Annotated in this window: 20 protein-coding genes; 1 reads left to right on the forward strand and 19 read right to left on the reverse strand. The window is 67.5% G+C overall.

Translation table 11 applies throughout. The features are described from left to right. Positions 1-28 precede the first annotated feature (28 nt). The 13 genes from atpA to rpmE form a co-directional block, all read right to left on the reverse strand. The gene (atpA, locus tag LTV02_RS25335; RefSeq protein WP_233034314.1) at positions 29-1,669 is read right to left on the reverse strand and encodes a F0F1 ATP synthase subunit alpha; all 1,641 of its coding nucleotides are present in this window, start codon (positions 1,667-1,669) and stop codon (positions 29-31) included. Between the two features lie 61 nt (positions 1,670-1,730). Continuing rightward, positions 1,731-2,543 carry a F0F1 ATP synthase subunit delta gene (locus LTV02_RS25340; RefSeq protein ID WP_067722091.1) on the reverse strand — a complete coding sequence of 271 codons (813 nt, stop codon included), beginning with the start codon at positions 2,541-2,543 and terminating at the stop codon, positions 1,731-1,733. Between the two features lie 19 nt (positions 2,544-2,562). Beyond that, positions 2,563-3,120, reverse strand: a complete 558-nt coding sequence (locus LTV02_RS25345; protein WP_067722093.1) for a F0F1 ATP synthase subunit B — start codon at positions 3,118-3,120, stop codon at positions 2,563-2,565. A 28-nt stretch (positions 3,121-3,148) separates the two neighbouring features. Further along, on the reverse strand, positions 3,149-3,394 hold the full coding sequence (locus tag LTV02_RS25350; protein ID WP_067722095.1) for an ATP synthase F0 subunit C: 246 nt from the start codon (positions 3,392-3,394) through the stop codon (positions 3,149-3,151). Positions 3,395-3,466: 72 nt separating this feature from the next. Then, on the reverse strand, positions 3,467-4,192 hold the full coding sequence (atpB, locus tag LTV02_RS25355; RefSeq protein WP_067722097.1) for a F0F1 ATP synthase subunit A: 726 nt from the start codon (positions 4,190-4,192) through the stop codon (positions 3,467-3,469). Between the two features lie 420 nt (positions 4,193-4,612). Beyond that, complete coding sequence (locus tag LTV02_RS25360; RefSeq protein WP_067722099.1) at positions 4,613-5,041, reverse strand: hypothetical protein; 429 nt, start codon at positions 5,039-5,041, stop codon at positions 4,613-4,615. A gap of 11 nt (positions 5,042-5,052) precedes the next feature. After that, a complete protein-coding gene (locus LTV02_RS25365) occupies positions 5,053-6,246 on the reverse strand; it encodes an MraY family glycosyltransferase (protein WP_067722101.1) in 1,194 nt (397 codons plus the stop codon). Between the two features lie 11 nt (positions 6,247-6,257). Then, entirely contained in the window at positions 6,258-6,923 is a 666-nt protein-coding gene (locus LTV02_RS25370) for an L-threonylcarbamoyladenylate synthase (RefSeq protein WP_067722103.1), read from the reverse strand. A gap of 253 nt (positions 6,924-7,176) precedes the next feature. Further along, on the reverse strand, positions 7,177-8,184 hold the full coding sequence (locus LTV02_RS25375; protein ID WP_233034315.1) for an RNA polymerase subunit sigma-70: 1,008 nt from the start codon (positions 8,182-8,184) through the stop codon (positions 7,177-7,179). 47 nt (positions 8,185-8,231) lie between these two features. After that, positions 8,232-8,972, reverse strand: coding sequence for an SDR family oxidoreductase (locus LTV02_RS25380; RefSeq protein ID WP_233034316.1), 741 nt, complete (start codon positions 8,970-8,972; stop codon positions 8,232-8,234). Positions 8,973-9,054: 82 nt separating this feature from the next. After that, complete coding sequence (gene prmC / locus LTV02_RS25385; protein ID WP_233034320.1) at positions 9,055-9,933, reverse strand: peptide chain release factor N(5)-glutamine methyltransferase; 879 nt, start codon at positions 9,931-9,933, stop codon at positions 9,055-9,057. Positions 9,934-10,038: 105 nt separating this feature from the next. Continuing rightward, positions 10,039-11,121 (reverse strand): peptide chain release factor 1, encoded by a 1,083-nt coding sequence (prfA, locus tag LTV02_RS25390; protein WP_067722111.1) that lies wholly within the window; start codon positions 11,119-11,121, stop codon positions 10,039-10,041. Positions 11,122-11,243: 122 nt separating this feature from the next. After that, positions 11,244-11,465, reverse strand: a complete 222-nt coding sequence (gene rpmE, locus LTV02_RS25395; protein ID WP_067722113.1) for a 50S ribosomal protein L31 — start codon at positions 11,463-11,465, stop codon at positions 11,244-11,246. A 408-nt stretch (positions 11,466-11,873) separates the two neighbouring features. On the opposite strand from rpmE, the gene LTV02_RS25400 reads away from it, so the two are divergent. Continuing rightward, complete coding sequence (locus LTV02_RS25400) at positions 11,874-12,434, forward strand: hypothetical protein (protein ID WP_233034325.1); 561 nt, start codon at positions 11,874-11,876, stop codon at positions 12,432-12,434. Here the strand turns inward: LTV02_RS25400 and rho are convergent. From rho to argS, 6 genes are all read right to left on the reverse strand, one after another. After that, positions 12,332-14,191 carry a transcription termination factor Rho gene (rho, locus tag LTV02_RS25405; protein WP_233034333.1) on the reverse strand — a complete coding sequence of 620 codons (1,860 nt, stop codon included), beginning with the start codon at positions 14,189-14,191 and terminating at the stop codon, positions 12,332-12,334. The two genes, LTV02_RS25400 and rho, sit on opposite strands and share 103 nt — an antisense overlap. Positions 14,192-14,559: 368 nt before the next feature. Beyond that, positions 14,560-15,513, reverse strand: a complete 954-nt coding sequence (thrB, locus tag LTV02_RS25410; protein WP_233034335.1) for a homoserine kinase — start codon at positions 15,511-15,513, stop codon at positions 14,560-14,562. 26 nt (positions 15,514-15,539) lie between these two features. Beyond that, positions 15,540-16,628 (reverse strand): threonine synthase, encoded by a 1,089-nt coding sequence (thrC, locus tag LTV02_RS25415; protein WP_233034337.1) that lies wholly within the window; start codon positions 16,626-16,628, stop codon positions 15,540-15,542. Continuing rightward, a complete protein-coding gene (locus tag LTV02_RS25420) occupies positions 16,625-17,959 on the reverse strand; it encodes a homoserine dehydrogenase (RefSeq protein WP_067722121.1) in 1,335 nt (444 codons plus the stop codon). The genes thrC and LTV02_RS25420 overlap by 4 nt, the downstream gene beginning before the upstream one ends. Further along, positions 17,956-19,377 (reverse strand): diaminopimelate decarboxylase, encoded by a 1,422-nt coding sequence (gene lysA, locus LTV02_RS25425; protein WP_233034339.1) that lies wholly within the window; start codon positions 19,375-19,377, stop codon positions 17,956-17,958. Before lysA ends, LTV02_RS25420 begins: the two co-directional genes overlap by 4 nt. Beyond that, on the reverse strand, positions 19,378-21,036 hold the full coding sequence (gene argS, locus LTV02_RS25430) for an arginine--tRNA ligase (RefSeq protein WP_233034341.1): 1,659 nt from the start codon (positions 21,034-21,036) through the stop codon (positions 19,378-19,380). It abuts the gene before it with no gap. Between the last annotated feature and the right edge of the window lie 56 nt (positions 21,037-21,092).

The raw sequence follows: 21,092 nt of genomic DNA on the forward strand, positions 1-21,092 counted from the left end.
GATTCGGTCAGTCGCATAGCAGTCTCGATTACTTCTCGACGTGCTTGCGGGTGACGGAAAGGGACTCGACCTCTTCGTGGTCCAGCTGGCCCGCTTCGGCCTCGTTGACGACACGGCTGCCGTCGGAAGCCAGGAAGCCCTGCTTGAACTTGTCGGTCGCGGCCTTGATGGCGTCGGCGGCCTCGCCCTCGAGCACCTTCGCGCCGCCCTGCAGGGCGTCGAAGGAGGACTGCACGGTGGCGTGCAGGTTCTCCAGCAGCTCCGAGTTGAAGCGACGCACGTCGGCGACCGGCACCGAGTCGTAGTAGCCGCCGTCGACCAGGAACAGCGAAACAACCTGGTCCTCAACGGAAACCGGGGCGTACTGGTCCTGCTTGAGCAGCTCGACCCAGCGCGCGCCACGCTCCAGCTGCGCCAGCGACGCGGCGTCGAGGTCGGAAGCGAACGCGGAGAACGCCTCCAGCTCACGGTAGGAGGCCAGCTCCAGACGCAGCGAGCCCGAGACCTTCTTCATGGCCTTGGTCTGCGCGGCGCCACCGACTCGGGACACCGAGATACCGACGTTGATGGCCGGGCGGACACCCTTGTTGAAGAGGTCCGACTCCAGGAACACCTGGCCGTCGGTGATGGAGATGACGTTGGTCGGGATGAACGCCGAGACGTCGTTGGCCTTGGTCTCGATGATCGGCAGACCGGTCATCGAGCCCGCGCCCAGCGCGTCGGACAGCTTGGCGCAACGCTCCAGCAGACGCGAGTGCAGGTAGAAGACGTCACCCGGGTACGCCTCGCGGCCCGGCGGGCGACGCAGCAGCAGCGAGATGGCGCGGTAGGCCTCGGCCTGCTTCGACAGGTCGTCGAACACGATCAGGACGTGCTTGCCGTCGTACATCCAGTGCTGGCCCAGGGCCGAACCGGTGTACGGCGCCAGCCACTTGAAGCCGGCGGAGTCGGACGCGGGGGCCGCGACGATGGTGGTGTACTCCATCGCACCGTGGGCCTCCAGCGCGGCCTTCACGCCCGCGATGGTGGAGCCCTTCTGGCCGATCGCGACGTAGATGCAGCGCACCTGCTTCGACGGATCGCCGGTGGCCCAGTTGGCCTTCTGGTTGATGATCGCGTCGATGCAGACCGCGGTCTTGCCGGTCTTGCGGTCACCGATGACCAGCTGACGCTGGCCGCGGCCGATCGCGGTCAGGGCGTCGATGGCGGTGATGCCGGTGGCCATCGGCTCGCCGACGGGCTGGCGCTCCAGCACGGTGGCGGCCTGCAGCTCGAGCACGCGACGCTCGTCGGCCTCGATCTCGCCGAGGCCGTCGATGGGGGCGCCCAGCGGGTTGATCACGCGACCGAGGAACTTGTCGCCGACCGGGACCGAGAGCACGTCGCCGGTACGACGGACCTGCTGGCCCTCTTCGATGGTGTCGAACTCACCCAGGATGACGGCACCGATCTCGGTGTCCTCCAGGTTCAGCGCCACGCCGAGGACGCCGCCCGGGAACTCCAGGAGCTCGTTGGCCATCGCGGACGGCAGGCCACTGATGTGGGCGATACCGTCGCCGGTGTCGGTGACGACACCGATCTCTTCGATGGAGGTCTCGGGGGTGTAGCTCTGGGTGTAGCTCTCGATCGCGCTACGGATCTCATCGGGGGAGATCGTCAGCTCCGCCATGTTCTTCCTGCTCTCGCTGTGGTCTCGAATGTCGGTGTGTTTATGCGCTTTTGGCGTGTCTCTAAGCGAGAGACTGACGCAAGCGCTGCAGCCGGCCGACGGCGCTGCCGTCGATCAGGTCGTCGCCCACGCGCACGACGACGCCGGCCAGCAGGCTCGGGTCTTCCTGCACGTGCACCGTGATCGGCTTGTCGTAGATGCGCTGCAACGAGGCAGCCAGCTGCTCCCGCTGCTGCGGCGTCAGGGCCACCGCGGCGCGCACGTGCGCCACGATCTGCTCCCGGAGCGACGCGGCCAGGTCGGACAGGGCGTCGAAGGCGTCGCCGATATCACCCTTCTTGCTGCGGGCCACGGCCTGCTGCACGAGTTCCAGGGTGATGTCCTCGACCTTGCCCGCGAGCAGACGCTGCACCAGTTCACGCTTGGCCGAGACCGGCTTGCCGTGATCGGTCAGCGCCTGCTCCAGCGCGGGGTTGTCCTCGACGATCCGGCCCAGCCGGAACAGCTCGTCCTCGACGGCGCCCAGGCGACCGCGGTCCTCCGCGGCGCGCAGCAGGGCTTCGCGGCCGAGCAGCACCAGCGTGTCGACCAGGTCGCGAGCCCGCGACCAGTCCTGGGCCACCGCGGTGGTCAGCACCGCCTGGGTGGTCCCGCTGATCTTGCCGCCGAACACGCGTTCGGCGAGCTCGGCACGGGCCGAGCTCGACACCGACTTATCCGCGAGCGCCACACGCAGCGAGCGCTGGTCGTCGAGTACGGCGACAACGGCGAACAGTTCGGAGCCCGTCGTGGCCGCGACGGTGTCGCTTCCGGTCAGAGCGGCCCGAAGAGCTTCCCGCGCACGGGAGCTCGCCTCGCGGCTCGCTGCGTACATGCTTCCCACTTTCGGTTCGTTACCTTCCGACCCCGATGCCGGCGTTCGAATCCAGTTCCGCCAGGAACCGGTCGATCGACGCCGCCTGCTTGGCCTCGTCGGCCACCGACTGACCGATGATCTTCTCGGCCAGGTCGACCGCGGTACGGCCCAGTTCGGACCGCAGCTCGGTCACGATCTGCTGGCGCTGAGCCTCCAGCTGGGAGTGACCCGCGGCGACGATGCGGTCGGCCTCGGCCTGAGCCTCGGTGCGCATCTGAGCGAGGATCTGCTGGCCCTGCGTACGGGCCTCTTCGCGGATCCGGGCAGCCTCGAGGCGAGCCTCGGCCAGCTGCTCCTGGTACTGCTGCAGGGTCGCCTGCGCCTCGGCCTGCACGGCCTCGGCCTTCTTGATGCCGCCCTCGATCTTCTCCGAGCGCTCGTCCAGCACCTTGGTCAGGCGCGGGACGACGTACTTGGCGAAAGCGAAAGCGATAACGATGAAGACGACGGCAGACCAGAAAATGTCATACACCTCGGGGATGAGGGGGTTGACTTCTTCAGCCCCCTCAGCCGCGAGCAAGTAAGTGCTGTTCATCGTCGATTCCTAGTCTTAGGGGCCGGAATCAGAAAATGAAGCCGGCGACGAGACCGATCAGCGCCAGGGCTTCGGTGAACGCGATACCCAGGAACATGGTGGTCCGGATCTGGCCCTGCAGCTCGGGCTGACGGGCGATGCCCTCGATGGCCTTGCCGACGACGATGCCGACGCCGATGCCGGGGCCAATCGCAGCGAGGCCGTAACCGATGGCGCCGTAGCCCTTGGCCTTGGTCTCAACGGCTTCCTGGGCCAGGTACGCGAGGGTGCTCATTTGTGTTTATTCCCTTTCTGTCGCCCACCCGCCGATGGCGCGTGTAGCAGATTTGGTGTTGGTACCGGTCGGTCAGTGAGAGTCAGCGTGCTGCGCGAGACCGATGTACACAGCGGTCAGCAGCGCGAACACGTACGCCTGCAGGAAGACCACCAGCAGCTCGAAGAGGGTGAAGCCGAAGCCCGCGAGCAGCGAGAACGGCGAGAACACCTTCATCCAGTTGGCGGCATCGAACAGGAAGAACTGGGTGGCACTGAAGAACAGCACCAACATGATGTGGCCGGCCAGCATGTTCGCCATGAGACGGACGGTCAGCGTGAACGGACGCAGCAGGAAGGTCGAGATGAACTCGATCGGGATCAGCAGCACGTGCAGGGCAGGCGGCACATTCGGCACCACGATGCTCGAGCGCATGTACTTCAGGAAGCCGTACTTCTTGATACCCACGTAGTTGAAGGTGACGTAGGCGACGACGGCCAGGACCAACGGCATACCGATTCGCGCGTTGGACGAGATATTCAGGCCCGGAATGACACCCGAGATGTTCAGGAACAGGACCGTGAAGAAGATCGACGCGATGAGCGGGAAGAACTTCTTTCCGGATTCCTTGCCCAGGACTTCATCGCAAATCTGTTCCCGCACGAACACCAGACCGGTTTCCGCGACGTTCTGCAGACCCCGGGGAACCAGTTTCGGACTCCGGAATGCAAGGAACATGAAAGCCAGCAGCACGGCCGACATCAGGATGCGAATGAGCATCAGACGGTCGAGCTCGAACGGCGTCCCCTCGAACAGCACAGCTGGAGGGAAGAAGTCGTTAAGCGACGGCGCGTGGAACTCGCCCGCCAAAATGGTGACGCTCAGCGTTCTCTCCCGTGTTCGGGCCGCAGAAGATAGTTTTCTCCTGCGGTTCGATCGGACATTGACGATCTGGTGGGTCGACTCAGGTCGGCTCGAAGTTCGTCAGCAGCTGATGGGCTTTGCGGCCCGGGCGTCTGTACGCGCGTCGGCGACATCGTCGACGGTGCAGAACCGTGACCCGATGGGTCCGGTACGGCTGTAAGCATAACCTGCTCTCAGGCGGGTCTCAGGTGACCCCCCCTGTTGATTCGGTTGGCTACAGGTAAAGAGTTTATCAAGTTATCTACGACAACGTGTAGGGGGTCGCGGAAACTCGCGGTGAACTGTGTCGCAGGGCCTCGGTTTGCCGGCCGATGGCTACAGGTCGCGGTCGACCTGAACGTACGGAACCTTGTGGCGCAGAAGGCCATACGTCTCCGCGCCGAGCACCACCAGCAGTGCGCCGACGACGGTCAGGAACAGGGCCGGGCGGCTGTAGAAGTCGTAGTTCTGCAGCACCGCGACCACGATCACGGCGACCAGCAGCTTGCCGACCCAGCTACCCAGCAGCACGACGCCCTGCAAACCCGATTCGATCTTGGCGCTGAACAGCACCGAAGCCGCGGTCGTCAGGATGAAACCGCCGCCGATGGCGGAACCGATCAGGGCGCCCCAGAGACCGGGGAGACCGGCGAAGATCGACGACAGAATCGCCGAAATCACCACCAGCACAGCCAAACCGGCAATGCCATAGCGCAGCGCCGCGCGGAGCGGGGCATCGGGATGGGAATCGGAAGGCGTGCTCACGTTCGGCCACTTTACCCGGCGGCGGATTCCGGGCCGGGCGGCGGTTTACGCCCGGCGCGCGCGCTCAGTTCCCGCCAGGACGGGACGGCGGTGACGATCAGCGCGAAAACCAGTCCGGCCGCGAACAACAGCACCACCAGCGTGCGATCCATCAGCGAGGTGCCGACCGCGCCGAATGCCAGCACGCTCACCCACAAGTAGATCAACAAGACCACCCGGCGATGGGAATGGCCGATCTGCAGCAGGCGGTGATGCAGATGCATTTTGTCCGGAGTGGAAAAACTCACACCGGCGCGGACGCGGCGCACGATGGCCATTACAAGATCGAGAACGGGAATGAACATCACCGCTCCCACCAGCAACAAAGGCGACAGCAGACCCACGATGTCGCGCGGGCCGTAACCCTGCAGCGGAATTCGCCCCGAAGCGCCGGTGGAGACCGCGGCGAGCATCAAACCGATGAGCATCGAGCCGGAATCGCCCATGAATATTTTTGCGGGCTGAAAATTGTGCGGCAGAAATCCGAGACAGCCACCGGCCAGCGCGGCGGCCAGCAACGCCGGCGGATAGGTGTCGGTGGCGCCGCCGACTTCGTAGAGCAGGCCGACCGTGAACACGAACACGGCCACCGAGGCGATGAATCCCAGGCCCGCGGCCAAGCCGTCCAGGCCGTCCACGAAATTCATGGCATTGATCATGGTGACCGTGATCCCGACGGTAACCAGGCCGCCCTGCAGGGGGTCGAGCACCACGGTTTCGTTGGTAAAGGGGTTGTAGATCGCCACCCAACTCAGGCCCATCACGGCCATCACGCCCGCGGCGGTGACCTGTCCGACGAACTTGGTGAGCGCGTCCAGGCCCCAGCGGTCGTCGATGATGCCGACCAGCACGATCAAAGTGCTGGCCGCCAGCACGGCCGGAATGTCCTTCGGATATTCGAATCCGCGCCGCAGGGCGGGCAGTTGGTGCGCGAAGGCGACCGCGGCCAGCACACCCAGGTAGATGCCCACACCGCCCATCCGCGGAATCGGCTTCACGTGCACGTCGCGCTCACGCGGGACGGCGACCGCGCCGAACCCGATGGCCAGCGAGCGCACGCCGCCGCCCACCAGATAGGTGATCACCGAGGCGACCAGCAGCACCAGCAGCAGCTCCCGCAGCGGGACGACCGCACCCTGGCTGAAAACGCCCTGACTCAGCAGCATCTATCGGGCCGTCACCGCGTGCCCGGCTCCCGGAGCTCCTCCGGCGACATGCCGAGGACCTCCGCGACCTTCTCCGCCGGGATCGCGCCCTCGCGCAGAATGCGCGGCGAATCCGAAGTCAGGTCCACGATGGTCGAGGCGACCGCGTGATCGGCGGGCCCGCCGTCCAGGTAGACGCTCACCAGATCGCCCAGCTGTGCCTTGGCCTCGTCCGCGGTGGTCGCGGGCGGCTGACCCGAGACGTTCGCGCTCGACACCGCCAGCGGGCCGACCTCCTTGAGCAGTTCCAGCGCCACCGGATGCAACGGCATCCGCAGCATGACCGTGCCGCGCGCGTCGCCCAGATCCCACGCCAGCGAAGGCGCCTGCTGCACAACGAGACTCAGGCCGCCCGGCCAGAACGCGCGGATCAGCTCGCGGGCCTGCGGGCGCACCGAGAACACCAGTCCGTCGATGGTGTTCCACGAACCGACCAGCACCGGCACCGGCATGTCCCGGCCGCGCCGCTTGGCCGCCAGCAGCGCGCTGACAGCCTGGCTGTCGAAGGCGTCGGCGGCGAGGCCGTAGAGCGTGTCGGTCGGAATGACAGCCAGCCGCCCGGACTTCAGCGCACTCCGCGCCGCATTCAGCCCGGCGGCACGCGAATCGGGATCGGCACAGTCGTAGACGGTACTCACGGCAGACATCTTGGCACGGATGAACTCTCCATAGCTCTCAGGGGCTTCGCCCCCGAACCCCCTCGGGTGGAGGAGAGGACAACTCTCGTAGCTCTCAGGGGCTTCGCCCCCGAACCCCCTTGTGAGGTTGGGACGACAACTCCCGGTGCTCTCAGGGCTGCGCCCACGAACTCCGTCGCGCGGTGGCACGACAACTCTCGAAGGCCCGACGCGGCAACTCACGTGGCTGTCGGTGCTTGGACTTCGACGGCGTTCACAACGTCCAGGGGCTTCGGGCTTGGAGCTGTTCGGCGATCGACGGCGGGTCGAAGGCTGGGACGAGGGATGGGTCGTTGAAGGAGGTTATGCGGGAGATGTGGGGGCCGATGAGGGTGAGGACTTGGACGCAGTAGGGGGTGTAGTCGGAGGTGGGGGTGCGGCGGTAGACGGTGAGGGCGGGCTGGCCGTTGGCTCGGGTGGGGTGCATGCGCCAGGTGTGGGGGCGGAGGACTCGGGCGGTGAAGAAGCCGATCACGGCGGGGCGGCCGGTGAACCAGGTTGGGATGGGGGGCATTTCGAGTTCCACGTCGGCGCGGAGGAGGTTGACGAGGGCGTCGGGGTCGGAGGTCTCGAAGGCGGCTACGTAGTCGTCGAGGAGGGCGCGTACCGCTTGCTCGTCGGGTTCTCCGAGATCGTCCTGCACCGGTCCGGCCTCGGCCATGCGGGTGCGGGCGCGCCGGAGGGCGCTGTCGACGGCCGCGGCGGTCATATCGAGGATCTCGGCCACCTCGGCGGTCCGGAAGGCGAGTACGTCGCGCAGCGTGAGGACGGCCCGCTGGCGGGCGGGCAGGAGTTGGAGGGCGGCCACGAAGGCCAGGCGGACGCCGGCGCGGGCGGTCACGACGGCGGCCGGGTCGGCCGCCGTCGACGCCTCCGGGATGCCCAGGCGGGCATCGGGGGCGGGTTGCAGCCAGGGGACGGTCGTGTCCCAGGCGCCGACCCGGATTCGATGGTCGTCCGACGGCGCGCCGAGACCGGAGGGAAGCGGGCGGCGGGCCCGGGATTCCAGGGCGGTCAGGCAGGCCCGCGTGGCGATCGCGTAGAGCCAGCGGCGCACCGAGGAGCGGCCTTCGAAGTTCTCGAAACCGCGCCAGGCGCGCAGATAGGTCTCCTGGACGAGATCCTCGGCGTCGTGGATCGAGCCGAGCAGCCGATAACAGTGGGCCAGCAGGTCGGGACGGAAACCTGCTGCCAGCGTGTCGAATTCGGCGAGCGATGCCATCGCGGGGCTCCCTTGGTCAGGAATTCACGGTAGTCCGGGCACCGGGCTCAGCCGAGCGGTTCCGCGCCCGCGCCGGTGACGCGGTACTCGGCGGCGGCGCCAGGATCGGCCGCGATCTCGAGCACGGTCTTGGCGATGTGGTCGGGAGTGAGGATCGGGGTCAGGCCTTCGACGAAGGTGGCGGTGTCCACACCTGTGCGGGCGGCATAGGCGGCCACCGCCATTTCGCCCATATCGGTGGCGGGCGTCAATTGCGGCAGCAGGGTGACGAAGCGAATACCGAGACCGGCACGCTCCGATTCCTCGGCCGCGTACCCGCGCATATAACGAATGGCCTGCTTGGCGCTGGCGTACCCGCCGCTCAACGGCGAGCCGAGCAGCGCGGCGGCGCTGGAGAGCGAGACGACCACGCTGCCCGGTGCGAGGGGCGCCAGCAGGGCGGCTCGGGTCCAGGTGAAGACGTGCCGGGTATCGGTGTTCCAGTTGCGGCTGAAGCTGTCCCAGGTTTGCTCCTGGATGGGCCGCATGAGCGCACCCACCCCGGCATTGAGAACCAGCAGGGTCGGGCGGTGCTCGCGAATCGTGCTGTCGGCGAGCGATTCCGCGGTGGCGTCGGCGGCGACGGGGGTGAAGTTCGCGCCGAGCTCGGCTTGTACGGCGCGCAGCCGGTTCTCGTCGCGGGCGATGCCGACGACCTGGGCGCCGGCGGTGACGAGGGCGGCGGCGATGGCGCGGCCGAAGCCACGCCCGGCGCCGGTGACGACTGCGGACTGGATGGGATCGGACATCGGAAGCTCCCTGGGCTCGAGGGTCGGTCCATATCTAGACCGCCCGCACGCCCGGAATCCGTCGCCGGGATCGGAGAAAGTTTCAGTCGGCGCGGCGGCGCGCGACCACGAAGCGGGGTTTACCCGCCAGATCGGGATGCTCCACCACTTCGGTGAAGCCGCCGTGCATGGTGAAGAGCGCCGCGACGCCGGAACCATTGCTGTCGTCGTGTTCCACCGCGACCGTCCCGCCCGGGCGCAACAGCCGGGCGATGGTGCCGATCATCGGCCGGATGACGTCGAGCCCGTCGGGTCCGCCGAACAGCGCCCGGTGCGGATCGTGGTCCGCCACTTCGGGATCCAGTACGGCGTCTTCGGGAATGTAGGGCGGATTGGACACCACCACGTCCACCCGGCCGTTCAGATGCTCGAGGATGGCCGGGTCGGTGACGTCCCCCGCGTGCAGATCGATGGGTGTGTCGCCCTCGTCCGCGAGTTGCAGCGCATTGCGTTTGGCCCAGGCGTGCGCTTCCGGATCCAGCTCGACCGCGTGCACCTGGACGTCGGGCCGGGCATGGGCGATGGCGAGCGCCAGCGCCCCCGACCCGGTGCACAGATCCACCGCGATCGGCTGGTGCTCGTGTCCGAGCGCTTCGAGTTGCCCGAGCGCCCAGGCGAAGATCAGTTCGGTTTCCGGCCGCGGGACGAACACCCCCGGGCCGACCGCGAGATCGATCTCGCCCATCGCCGCGGTCCCCGTAAGGTGTTGCAACGGAACACGTTCCGCCCGCCGCGCGACGAGTTTGCGGAATTCCTCGAGCTGGTCGGCGGTGAGCATGGGCATGAGCGCCAGCCGCATCCGATCCACCCCGAGCACATGAGCGGCCAGGTATTCCGCGTCGGCGGCCGGGCTGTGCACCCCGGCGGCGGCCAGGATGTCGATGGCTTCGCGGATGGCCGGACGCAAGGGCACTCTGGTCATGACAGGCCTCCGCTTCTGCGCGCTGGGCTGATGGTCTCGATTCTCCCCCGCACGCCGCTACCCGGTCGCGGTTCGGTGCGGACCGGGTAGCGGTGCGGGCGTGGCTTATTCGGCGGCGAGCCGCGAGGCACGGTCGGCGGTGCCGAGCGCGTCCAGCAAATCGTCGAGGTTGCCGTCGAGGACGGAGTCGAGGTTGTGCGCCTTGAACCCGATGCGGTGATCGGCGATCCGGTTCTCCGGGAAGTTGTAGGTGCGAATGCGTTCGGACCGGTCGACGGTGCGGATCTGCGAGGCGCGCCCCGCGGCCGCGTCGGCGTCGGCCTGCTCTTCGGCCAATGCCTGGAGCCGGGCCGCCAGCACCTGCATGGCGCGGATCTTGTTCTGCAGCTGCGAGCGCTCGTTCTGGCAGGTCACCACGAGCCCGGTGGGCAGGTGGGTGAGGCGCACCGCCGAGTCGGTGGTGTTGACGCCCTGACCGCCCTTGCCGGAGGACCGGTACACGTCGACGCGCAGGTCCTTCTCGTCGATCTGCACTTCCTCGACCTCGTCGGGCTCGGGGTAGACGAGCACGCCGGCGGCCGAAGTGTGAATGCGCCCTTGGGATTCGGTGACCGGCACGCGCTGCACGCGGTGCACGCCGCCTTCGAACTTGAGCCGCGACCACACGCCGTCGCGCGTGGGTTCCTTGCTCTTGATGGAGAAGGTGGCTTCCTTGTACCCGTCGAGATCGGAGTAGGTGACGCCGAGCACCTCGACCTTCCACCCGTGCCGTTCCGCGTACCGGATGTACATGCGCGCCAGATCCGCCGCGAACAGCGCCGATTCCTCGCCGCCTTCGCCGGACTTCACTTCCAGCACCACATCGTCGGCATCGTGCGGGTCGCGCGGCGCGAGCAGATCGGTGAGCTGCTTGTCCAGCTCCTCCACCTGTTCCTTCAACGCCGGCACCTCGGCCGCGAACGACGAGTCGTCGGCCGCCAGCTCCTCGGCCGCGGCCAGATCGTCACGCGCACTGGTGAGCTTGTTGTAGGTAGCCATGATCGGCCCGAGTTCGGCGAACCGCTTCCCGACCTTGCGGGCCGCGCCCGGGTCGTTGTGCAGCGCCGGATCCGAGAGCTGGAGTTCCAGCCCCGCGTACTCGGCCAGAATGTCGTCGATGGCGGACGGTGCCGTGGACTTCTCGGCCATGGCGGAAATTCCTCCTGTGGGAGTCGTACCCGGGTGGGCCGCCCCGGAGTCTGTGTATCGAGGCCCTACAAACGCCGCGACGCCCGGCCTGCTCGAGAGCAGGACGGGCGTCGGCAGGGTCGCTAGTTGGCAGCCTTGGTGCGCTTGCCGTAGCGGGCCTCGAAGCGGGCCACGCGGCCGCCGGTGTCCAGAATCTTCTGCTTGCCCGTGTAGAACGGGTGGCACTGGGAGCAGACCTCGACCGTGATCTGGCCCGACTCCTTGGTGCTCTTGGTCTGGAAGGTGTTGCCACAGCCGCAAACGACCGTGGTGTCCACATACGTGGGGTGAATTCCCGCCTTCATGGGTGTCCTTTCGAAAGGCTCCGGGTCGCCTGGCCTACGCGAGACGTGAACCGGAACCGACTTGAGGCATGGTTGCCGACGGACCAGTATAAGCGGTTCTCGCACGCGCTTATTCCAGCCCCCCGCCACCGCGCCCGATCACCGCCCACCCGGCGCCGGTCAGCCCTGGCGACTCGGCGCGACGCCGCACGGACCGGGGCAGGCCGCGTGGCGGCTGCGGGCTGTTGACCTTGCTACGCGGGAGCAGGTAGCCGTTTTGCGCGGCGATCCCCAAGAAAATACGGGCACGCATATTTCCGGGGCTCGAGCGAGGCTGAAAGTCGAGTAGTTCGCTACTCAAGAATGCGAACACTCGTGTTCATAGAGTTTGTCCAGGTGAGAGTCCCACGACGATCGGAAGGGCGATACGTGACCGGGAAGGACGCGACGGGCGGGGGACTTTTCCCCGCTGCCGTGCACGCCGTGACCGGGGGAGGACACCGGCGGCGCGCGGAAATCGTCGCGGGGGCGGTCCTGGGCACGTTGAGCCTGATGGTGGTCGTGGGGTGGCGGTCCGCTCCCGGGGAGTCCGGCGAAGCGGTGGGGAACCAGACCCTGGCCCCTACCCCACCGCACGGGGACGGCGCCCTCACCTACACGGCGGTCACGGCGTCGGGCTCGTCCGACGCCGTGACCGCTTCCATCCTGGCGTTCATGATCGCCGGGGCGGCCCTGATCGGACTGTTCTTCTACAGCCCGCGGCCGGATGCGGATGCGCCCGCATTCGTCCGGGCCGCCCTGGCGCAAACGCAAAGGCGGCTCCGCCGAAGCGGAGCCGCCTTTGCTACGACCTGCCTGCGCGGGGCCGAAGCCCTTGCGCACGAGGCCTATTCGTCGATGGCGCCCGGGGCGGTCTTGGAGACCGTCATCAGGAACTCGACATTGCTCTTGGTCTTCTTCAACCGGTCGACCAGCAGGTCGATCGCCTGATGTGAATCCAGACCGGACAGCACGCGCCGCAGCTTGTGCAGCACCGCCGCCTCGTCGGCCGACATCAGCAGATCGTCGCGGCGGGTGCCGGACGGGTTGACGTCGACGGCCGGGAACACGCGCCGCTCGGCGATCTTGCGATCGAGCTTGAGCTCGGCATTACCCGTGCCCTTGAACTCCTCGAAGATGACCGTGTCACCGGTGGAACCGGTCTCCACCATCGCCGTGGCGATTATGGTCAGCGAGCCGCCGTTCTCGATATTGCGGGCCGCGCCGAGGAACCGCTTGGGCGGGTACAGCGCGGTGGAATCCACACCACCGGAAAGGATTCGGCCCGAGGCCGGGGACGAGTTGTTGTACGCACGGCCCAATCGGGTGATCGAGTCGAGCAGCACGACGACGTCCTGACCCGCTTCCACCAGTCGCTTGGCCCGCTCGATGGCGAGTTCGGCGACCGAGGTGTGATCGCTCGGCGGCCGGTCGAACGTGGAGGCGATGACCTCGCCGCGCACCGAGCGCTGCATATCGGTCACTTCCTCGGGACGCTCGTCCACCAGGACGACCATGAGGTAGCACTCGGGGTTGTTCACGGAGATCGCATTGGCGATGTCCTGCATGATCGTGGTCTTACCGGCCTTGGGCGGCGACACGATCAGCGCGCGCTGACCCTTGCCGATCGGCATGATCAGATCGATGATGCGGGTGGTCAGCTTGTTGGGCTGAGTCTCCAGGCGCAGGCGCTGGTTCGGGTACAGCGGCGTGAGCTTGCTGAATTCCGGTCGGCGCTTGGCACTTTCGACATCCGCGCCATTGACGGTGTCCAGGCGCACCAGCGGATCGAACTTCTGGCGCTGGTTGCTCTGGTCGCCGTCGCGCGGAGCGCGCACCGCACCGGTGATGGCGTCACCGCGGCGCAGGCCGTTCTTGCGCACCAGGTTCATCGACACGTACACGTCGTTCGGGCCCGCCAGGTAACCGGAGGTGCGCACGAAGGCGTAGTTGTCGAGCACGTCGAGAATGCCCGCCACGGGCTGCAGGACGTCGTCCTCGCGGAGTTCGGGCTCGCGCTCACGGCTCTCGCCGCCACCTGCCACGCCGCCGTCACGGTCCCGGCCACGACGACGCTCCCGGAAACGCCGGCCGCGGCGTCCACCGCGCTCGTCGTCATCGCCGCCACGGTCACGATCGCGGTCCCGGTCGCCCCGCGGGGCGCCGTTCTGCTGGCCACCGTTCTGGTTGCGCTCACCCTGCTGGCGATCGCCCTGCTGGTCGCGGCCGCCCTGATTGCGCTCGCCCTGCTGGTTGCGGTCGCGGTCGCGGCGACGCTCGCCGCCCTCGGACTCGGTCTTCTCGCCGGCGTCCGCACTGCCCTCGGCATTGGCGGTCGCGGCGGCGGCACGCTGCTCGCGGCCTCGGCGCTGCCGGCCCCGGCCACGCTGACCGCCCTCGCGGTTGTCGTCACCGCCCTCGGCGCGCGCGTTGTCCCCGGCCTCGTCACGCTTGGATTCGCGCGCCTCACTGGCGTTTTCGCGAACCTCGGCCGGAGCCTCGGTCTTCACCTCGGCCTTGGACTTGGCCTCGGTCTTCGGCGCTTCGCTGCGCGCCGGAGCGGACTCGGCCTTGGCCGGAGTCAGCCCCGATCGTGCGACGTCAGTTTGTTCGCTCATCTTCGAAATCTGTCCGGATTCACTTTCGCGGCTTCCCGAGGAATTTTGACTTTCCACCCCGGGTGTCGCGAGCAGGTCCGTATCTGTCACGGAAATCCTTTCCTTCCCTCGACTGCCGTGTGCCTGTTCGAGGGTTCCTCCTGCAGTCCGGTCTCGTGCCGGACTCGGATGCCGTATCGCCTGTCTCGCCGGGTTGGTGGATTACTTACCACCGCGTGGGCTATCGCATCGATTCCTGTGCTCATCGACAGACAAGGTGGGAGAGATCATTCCAGTTGACTGGCTACCCCCAAGTTTCGAGCCTCAAGCCTCGAGCCCGAGTAAGGAGCCTCTGGAGCGATTTGCCCTGATGAAGCACCGGCGTCTGACGCGCACGATGTACGGACTCGCTCAGGATAGCCGTCGCCCGTATCGTCGGCAAGGCAGGCACGCTGTCAATCCACCATTACGGCTTTTACTCAATTCACCAGGACGCCGTCGGCAATACCCGGTTCCAGCACGCGCAACCCTTCGGAGATCGCGAGTTCACGCAGTTCCGCGGGAAATTCGCTGGTCACGAAGGCGAGCACGGTCGGACCGGCGCCGGAAACGGTGGCCGGGATGCCCGCGGCGCGCAGCCGTTCGATCCATTTCGTGGTGAGCGGCAGCGCCGAGGCGCGGTAGCCCTGGTGTAGCCGATCCGCGGTGGCGGCCATCAGTAGCTCGGGTCGTTGCGTCAAGGCGACTACCGCCAGTGCCGCGCGCGACACATTGAAGGCCGCGTCGACGTGCGGAACCGTGTCCGGGAGCAGGCCGCGGGTGTGCGCCGTGGAGGAATGCTCCTCGGGAATCAGCACCACGGGGCGCAGGCCGGCCTCGGGTTCCAAACGCACCGCACGGTATACGCGGGGATTGTGGTCGCCGGCGCCGTTTCCGTCTGCGGGACGGTCGGTTTCGGTCCAGGACACCACCACGCCGCCCAGGATGCTGGCCGAGGCATTGTCGGGATGACCCTCGAATTCCGAGGCCAGCTGCACCATCACGTCGTCGCCGTAGGCCAGCGCGGCGTCGAACTTGGCGGCCAGACCGCGGCCGGCGGCCAATCCGCCGACCACCGCCGAGGCGGAAGAACCCATCCCCCGCGAATGCGGAATCACGTTGTGGCACACCACGTCCAGGCCGTCGGCCCAGACGCCCGCGGCCTGCAGGCCGCGCTCGATGGCGCGCACCACGAGATGCGAAGGGCCCCAGGGCACATCGGCGGCCCCTTCACCCTCGACGCGGATGGTGAGACCGGAGTCCGTGGTGGACACCGTGATCTCGTCGTACAGCCCCAAAGCGATTCCGAGGGAATCGAAACCCGGCCCCAGATTGGCACTGGACGCCGGAACCCGCACGGTGACGGAGATTCCGGCGGGCAGGGTCCTGGTCATCAGCTGACCTTCGCGCGAATTCAATGTCAGGCCAGCTCGAGTGCGTGTGCGACGGCGATCGGATCGACCGCGATGGGCTGAACTTCGGGCATGCCCTTGAGGGCGTTGTCCGGGTCCTTGAGGCCGTTGCCGGTGACGGTGCAGACCACCCTCAGGCCGGAATCGAGCCAGCCTTCCTTGCGGGCGGCCAGCAGACCGGCGACCGAAGCGGCCGAAGCGGGTTCGACGAACACGCCTTCCTTGGACGCCACCAGGCGGTACGCGGCCAGGATCTCCTCGTCGGTGGCCGCGCGGAACGCGCCGCCGGACTCTTCCTTGGCGGCCATGGCCTGGTTCCAGGAGGCGGGCGCGCCGATCCGGATGGCGGTGGCGATGGTCTCGGGATCCTTGACCGGAGCCCCGTTGACCAGCGGCGCGGCACCGGCGGCCTGCACGCCGAGCATGCGCGGGCGCGAGGTGGTGACGCCGTCGGCGTAGTACTCGCTGTAGCCCTTCCAGTACGCGGTGATATTGCCCGCGTTGCCGACCGGGAGCACGTGCACGTCGGGGGCCTTGCCCAGGGCGTCCGCGATTTCGAAGGCCGCGGTCTTCTGGCCCTCGATGCGGGCCGGGTTGACCGAGTTGACCAGGCCGACCGACGGGAATTCCGCGGTCACCTTGCGGGCCAGCTCCAGGCAGTCGTCGAAGTTGCCGTCCACCTGAATGATCTTCGCGCCCAGCATGACCGCCTGGGCCAGCTTGCCCATGGCGATCTTGCCCTGCGGGATCAGCACCGCGCAGTGCAGGCCCGCGCGGGTGGCGTAGGCGGCGGCCGAGGCCGAGGTGTTGCCGGTGGAGGCGCACAGCACCGCGGTCTTGCCGTTGTACTTGGCGTCGGTCATGGCCATGGTCATGCCACGGTCCTTGAACGAACCGGTCGGGTTCGCACCCTCGACCTTGAGGTACACCTCACAGCCGGTCAGCTCGGACAGATGATGTGCGGGCACCAGTGGAGTACCGCCCTCGAAGAGGGTGACGGCTTCCCAGTCGGCCGGAATCGGGAGACGATCCCGATAGGCGTTGATCAGGCCGGGCCACGGGGTGTGCACGGCTGCTGCTCGTGCGGTTGCACTCATTCCTCGGTGCCTTCCAATCTCAGAACACTGGTCACGGACGTGACGGAGTCCAGTTCGGCCAACGCCGCAACGGTATCGGCCAGTGCCGATTCCTGCGCGTGGTGGGTCACCACGACCAGGCGAGCGCCTTCGTCGTGGCCTTCCTGGCGGACCGTCGAGATGCTCACACCGTGCTTGGCGAACTCACCGGCGACCGCTTCCAGCACACCGGTGCGGTCGGCTACCTGCAGGTTCACGTGGTAGCGGGTCGGGGTGTCGCCGATCGACGCGATCGGCAGCTCAGCATAAACCGATTCGCCCGGCGCGCGGCCACCGTAGAACTTGTTGCGCGCCGCCATCACCACGTCGCCCATCACGGCCGACGCGGTGGGCGCGCCGCCGGCGCCCTGACCGTAGAACATCAGGCGGCCGGCGTTCTCGGCCTCCACCACCACGGCGTTGAACGCGCCGCTGACCGAGGCCAGCGGGTGCTTGCGCGGGATGAGCGCCGGGTAGACGCGGGCCGAGATCTGCTCCTTGCCGCCCTCGTCCACCACGCGCTCGGCCATGGCCAGCAGCTTCACGGTGCAGCCGACGGCCGCGGCGGTCTCCAGATCCTCGGAGGTGATCTTGGAGATGCCCTCGCGATAGACATCGCCGGAGGTGACGCGGGTGTGGAAGGCCACCGAGGCCAGGATCGCGGCCTTGGCGGCGGCGTCGTAGCCCTCGACATCGGCGGTCGGATCGGCTTCCGCGTAGCCCAGGCGGGTGGCCTCGGCGAGCACGTCGTCGTAGTCCGCGCCGGTCTCGGCCATCGCCGAGAGGATGAAGTTGGTGGTGCCATTGACGATGCCGACCACCCGGTTCACCCGGTCGCCGGACAGCGACTGGATGAGCGGGCGCACGACCGGGATCGCGCCCGCGACCGCGGCCTCGAAATACAGGTCGGCGCGGTGGTTCTCGGCCGCGTTGGCCAGTTCGCCGGTGTAGTCGGCCAGCAGCGCCTTGTTGGCGGTGACGACGGACTTGCCCGCGTTCAGTGCGGCGGTGATCAGGGCGCGAGCCGGATCGATGCCGCCCATGAGCTCGACCACGATATCCACATCGTCACGGGTGACGAGGGTTTCGGCATCGGTGGTGAGCAGCTCGGCCGCGATGCCGCGATCCTTCTTCAGGTCCCGGACGGCCACCCCGCGCAGCACGACGGGCGCGCCGACACGGTTGCACAGATCGTCCGCGTGATCGCGAATGATGCGAACCACCTCGGTACCGACCGTGCCCATGCCGAGGACCGCCACGCCGATCGGATGATCCGATCCCCACACACCGGTCTTATTAGCTACCTCGGTCATGCGTTCACCTCCAAGCTCAGTAGGTCCTCCACCGTTTCACGGCGAAGAATCAAGCGCGCCTTGCCATCCCGCACAGCGACCACGGCGGGCCGGGTGAGCAGGTTGTAGCGGCTCGACATCGAGTAGCAGTACGCGCCGGTCGCGGCCACCGCCACCAGGTCGCCGGGGCCCACATCGGCGGGGAGCCAGGTATCGCGAATGACGATATCCCCGCTCTCGCAATGCTTTCCGACGACTCGTGCGACCACCGGACCGGAATCGCTACTCCGCGAAACCAATCGGCAGTCGTACTCCGCTTGATACAGGGCAGGGCGAATGTTGTCGCTCATGCCGCCGTCGACGCTGACATAGCGTCGGCGATTACCCCCGTCGAGCACAACATCTTTGATGGTGCCGACCTCGTACAAGGTCACGGTGCCCGGACCCGCGATGGCGCGGCCCGGCTCGACGGCGATGGTCGGGACCGGCAGTCCCGCGCGCTCGGCCTCCTCGGCGACGATGCGGCGCAGATTGGCGGCGAAGTCGTCCAGGGCCGGCGGATCCTCGTGCGGCAGGTACGAAATACCCAGGCCGCCACCGAGATCCAGAATGTGCACCTGCGCGGCGCGTTCGGCGCCGAACTTGTCGGCGACCTCGCGCAGCACCCCCAGCATGCGGCGGGTGGAGATCTCGAAGCCGTCGATCTCGAAGATCTGCGAGCCGATGTGCGAGTGCAGCCCGACCAGGCGCAGATTGTCGGACTCGAAGACCCGGGCGATGGCCTGCATGGCATCGCCGCTGGCGATCGAGAAGCCGAACTTCTGATCCTCGTGCGCGGTCGAGATGTATTCGTGGGTATGGGCTTCCACGCCGACGGTGACCCGGACCAGCACGTCCTGCACCCGGCCGGCGCGCTTGGCGACGGTGTCCAGGCGCTCGATCTCGATCATGGAGTCCAGCACCACGTGCCCGACGCCGCGCTCGACCGCCAGCTCCAGCTCCGGCACCGATTTGTTGTTGCCGTGCAGGGCGATCCGCTCGGCCGGGAACCCGGCGTGCAGCGCCACCGACAGCTCGCCGGCGGAGCACACGTCCAGGTGCAGGCCCTCGTCGCGGATCCAGCGGGCGATCTCGCCGCACAGGAAAGCCTTGGAGGCGTAGTGGACTCGCGAGCCCTCGCCGAAGGCGCGCACCATATCGCGGCAGCGGGAACGGAAGTCGTCCTCGTCGATGACGAACAGCGGGGTGCCGTATTCGGCGGCCAGCTCGTGCACCGGCACGCCCGCGAACAGCACGACGCCGTCCTGATCGCGGGATGCGTTGCGCGGCCACACATTCGCGGGCAGCTCGATCATCTGCTTCGGATCGGCGGGACGCTCCGGCAGACCCGGGGCGTGCGGGATGTCCGCGTGACGGGGACCGGCGGGGTGGGCACTCATCTACATACGCTCCGGTGCACTGACGCCTAGCAGGCCGAGGCCGTTGGCGAGAACCTGACGGGTGGCTTTGACCAGCTCGAGCCGAGCCGAGTTCAAGGGGGTGACGGGATCGTCGCCCTGCGGGATCACCCGCATGTCGTTGTCGGACTGGAAGGCGTGGTAGACGCCGGCCAGATCCTCCAGGTAGCGGGCGATGCGATGCGGCTCCCGCAATTCGGCGGCGGTGGCCACCACGCGCGGGAACTCGCCCAGGGTGCGGATCAGATCGCCTTCCCGGCTCGAGCTCGCGAGCGCGAAATCGGCGGGAACGGCCTCGAATCCGAAGGCGGCGGCATTGCCGATGATGGAATTGGTGCGGGCGTGCGCGTACTGCACGTAGTAGACCGGGTTCTCGTTGTCGGTCCGGGTCCACAGGTCCAGGTCGATATCGATGCTGGAGTTCACCGAGGACCGCACCAGCGCGTAGCGCGCGGCGTCGACGCCGATCATCTCGACCAGATCGTCCAGTGTGACAACGGTTCCCGCGCGCTTGCTCATCTTGACGGCCTTGCCGTCCTTGACCAGGTTCACCATCTGGCCGATGAGCACCTCGACGGTGTCGGGGTTGTCGCCGAACGCGGCCGCGGCGGCCTTCAGCCGGCCGATGTAGCCGTGGTGGTCCGCGCCCAGCATGTAGATGCACAGGTCGAACCCGCGCGAGCGCTTGTTCTGGAAGTAGGCGATGTCACCGCCGATGTAGGCGGACTTGCCGTCGCTCTTGATGACGACGCGGTCCTTGTCGTCGCCGTACTCGGTGGAGGCGATCCACCACGCGCCGTCCTTCTCGTACAGGTTCCCGGACGCCTTGAGGGTTTCCAGGGCCTGCTCCACCGCGCCGCTGGCGAACAGCGAGCTCTCGTTGAAGTACACGTCGAAGTCGGTGCCGAAATCGTGCAGGGTCTGCTTGATGTGGGCGAACATCAGCTCGACGCCCTCGCGGCGGAACAGCTCGTGCCGTTCGGTCTCCGGGAGTTCCAGCACGCCCGGATTGGCCTTGACGACGGTGTCGGCGATCTCGTTGATGTACGCGCCCGCGTAGCCGTCCTCGGGGGTCGGCTGCCCCAGCGCGGCGGCCACCAGCGAATTGGCGTAGCGGTCGATCTGCGCGCCGTGATCGTTGAAGTAGTACTCCCGGGTCACCTCGCCGCCCTGCGCGGCCAGGATGCGGCCCAGCGCGTCGCCGACCGAGGCCCAGCGGGTGCCGCCCAGGTGGATGGGTCCGGTGGGGTTGGCGGACACGAATTCCAGGTTGATCTTCGTACCGGCCAGCGCGTCCGCGGTGCCGTACTTCGCGCCGGCGGCCAGGATCTTCTCCACGATGGCGCCCTGCGCGGCCTTGGCCAGCCGGATGTTCAGGAAGCCCGGGCCCGCGACCTCGGCGACCTCGATGCCCTCGGCGTCCGACAGCGCCTCGGCCAGCAGGTTCGCGAATTCACGGGGGTTGATTCCCGCCTTCTTCCCTACCTGCAGCGCCACATTCGTGGCATAGTCACCGTGCTCGGGGTTGCGGGGACGCTCCACCTTGACCTCGTCGGGCAGGACCGCTGGGTCGGATCCGCGTTCGACAAGTACCTTCGCCGCTGTGGCACGAAGGAGATCTGCAAGGTCAGCTGGAGTCACGAGTCACTATCCTATGGTCTGAGCAGGTAACCGCCGCGCGCGGGCACCTACCGGGC

This window comes from Nocardia yamanashiensis (genome assembly GCF_021183565.1).
GTDB classification, from domain to species: Bacteria; Actinomycetota; Actinomycetes; order Mycobacteriales; family Mycobacteriaceae; genus Nocardia; species Nocardia yamanashiensis.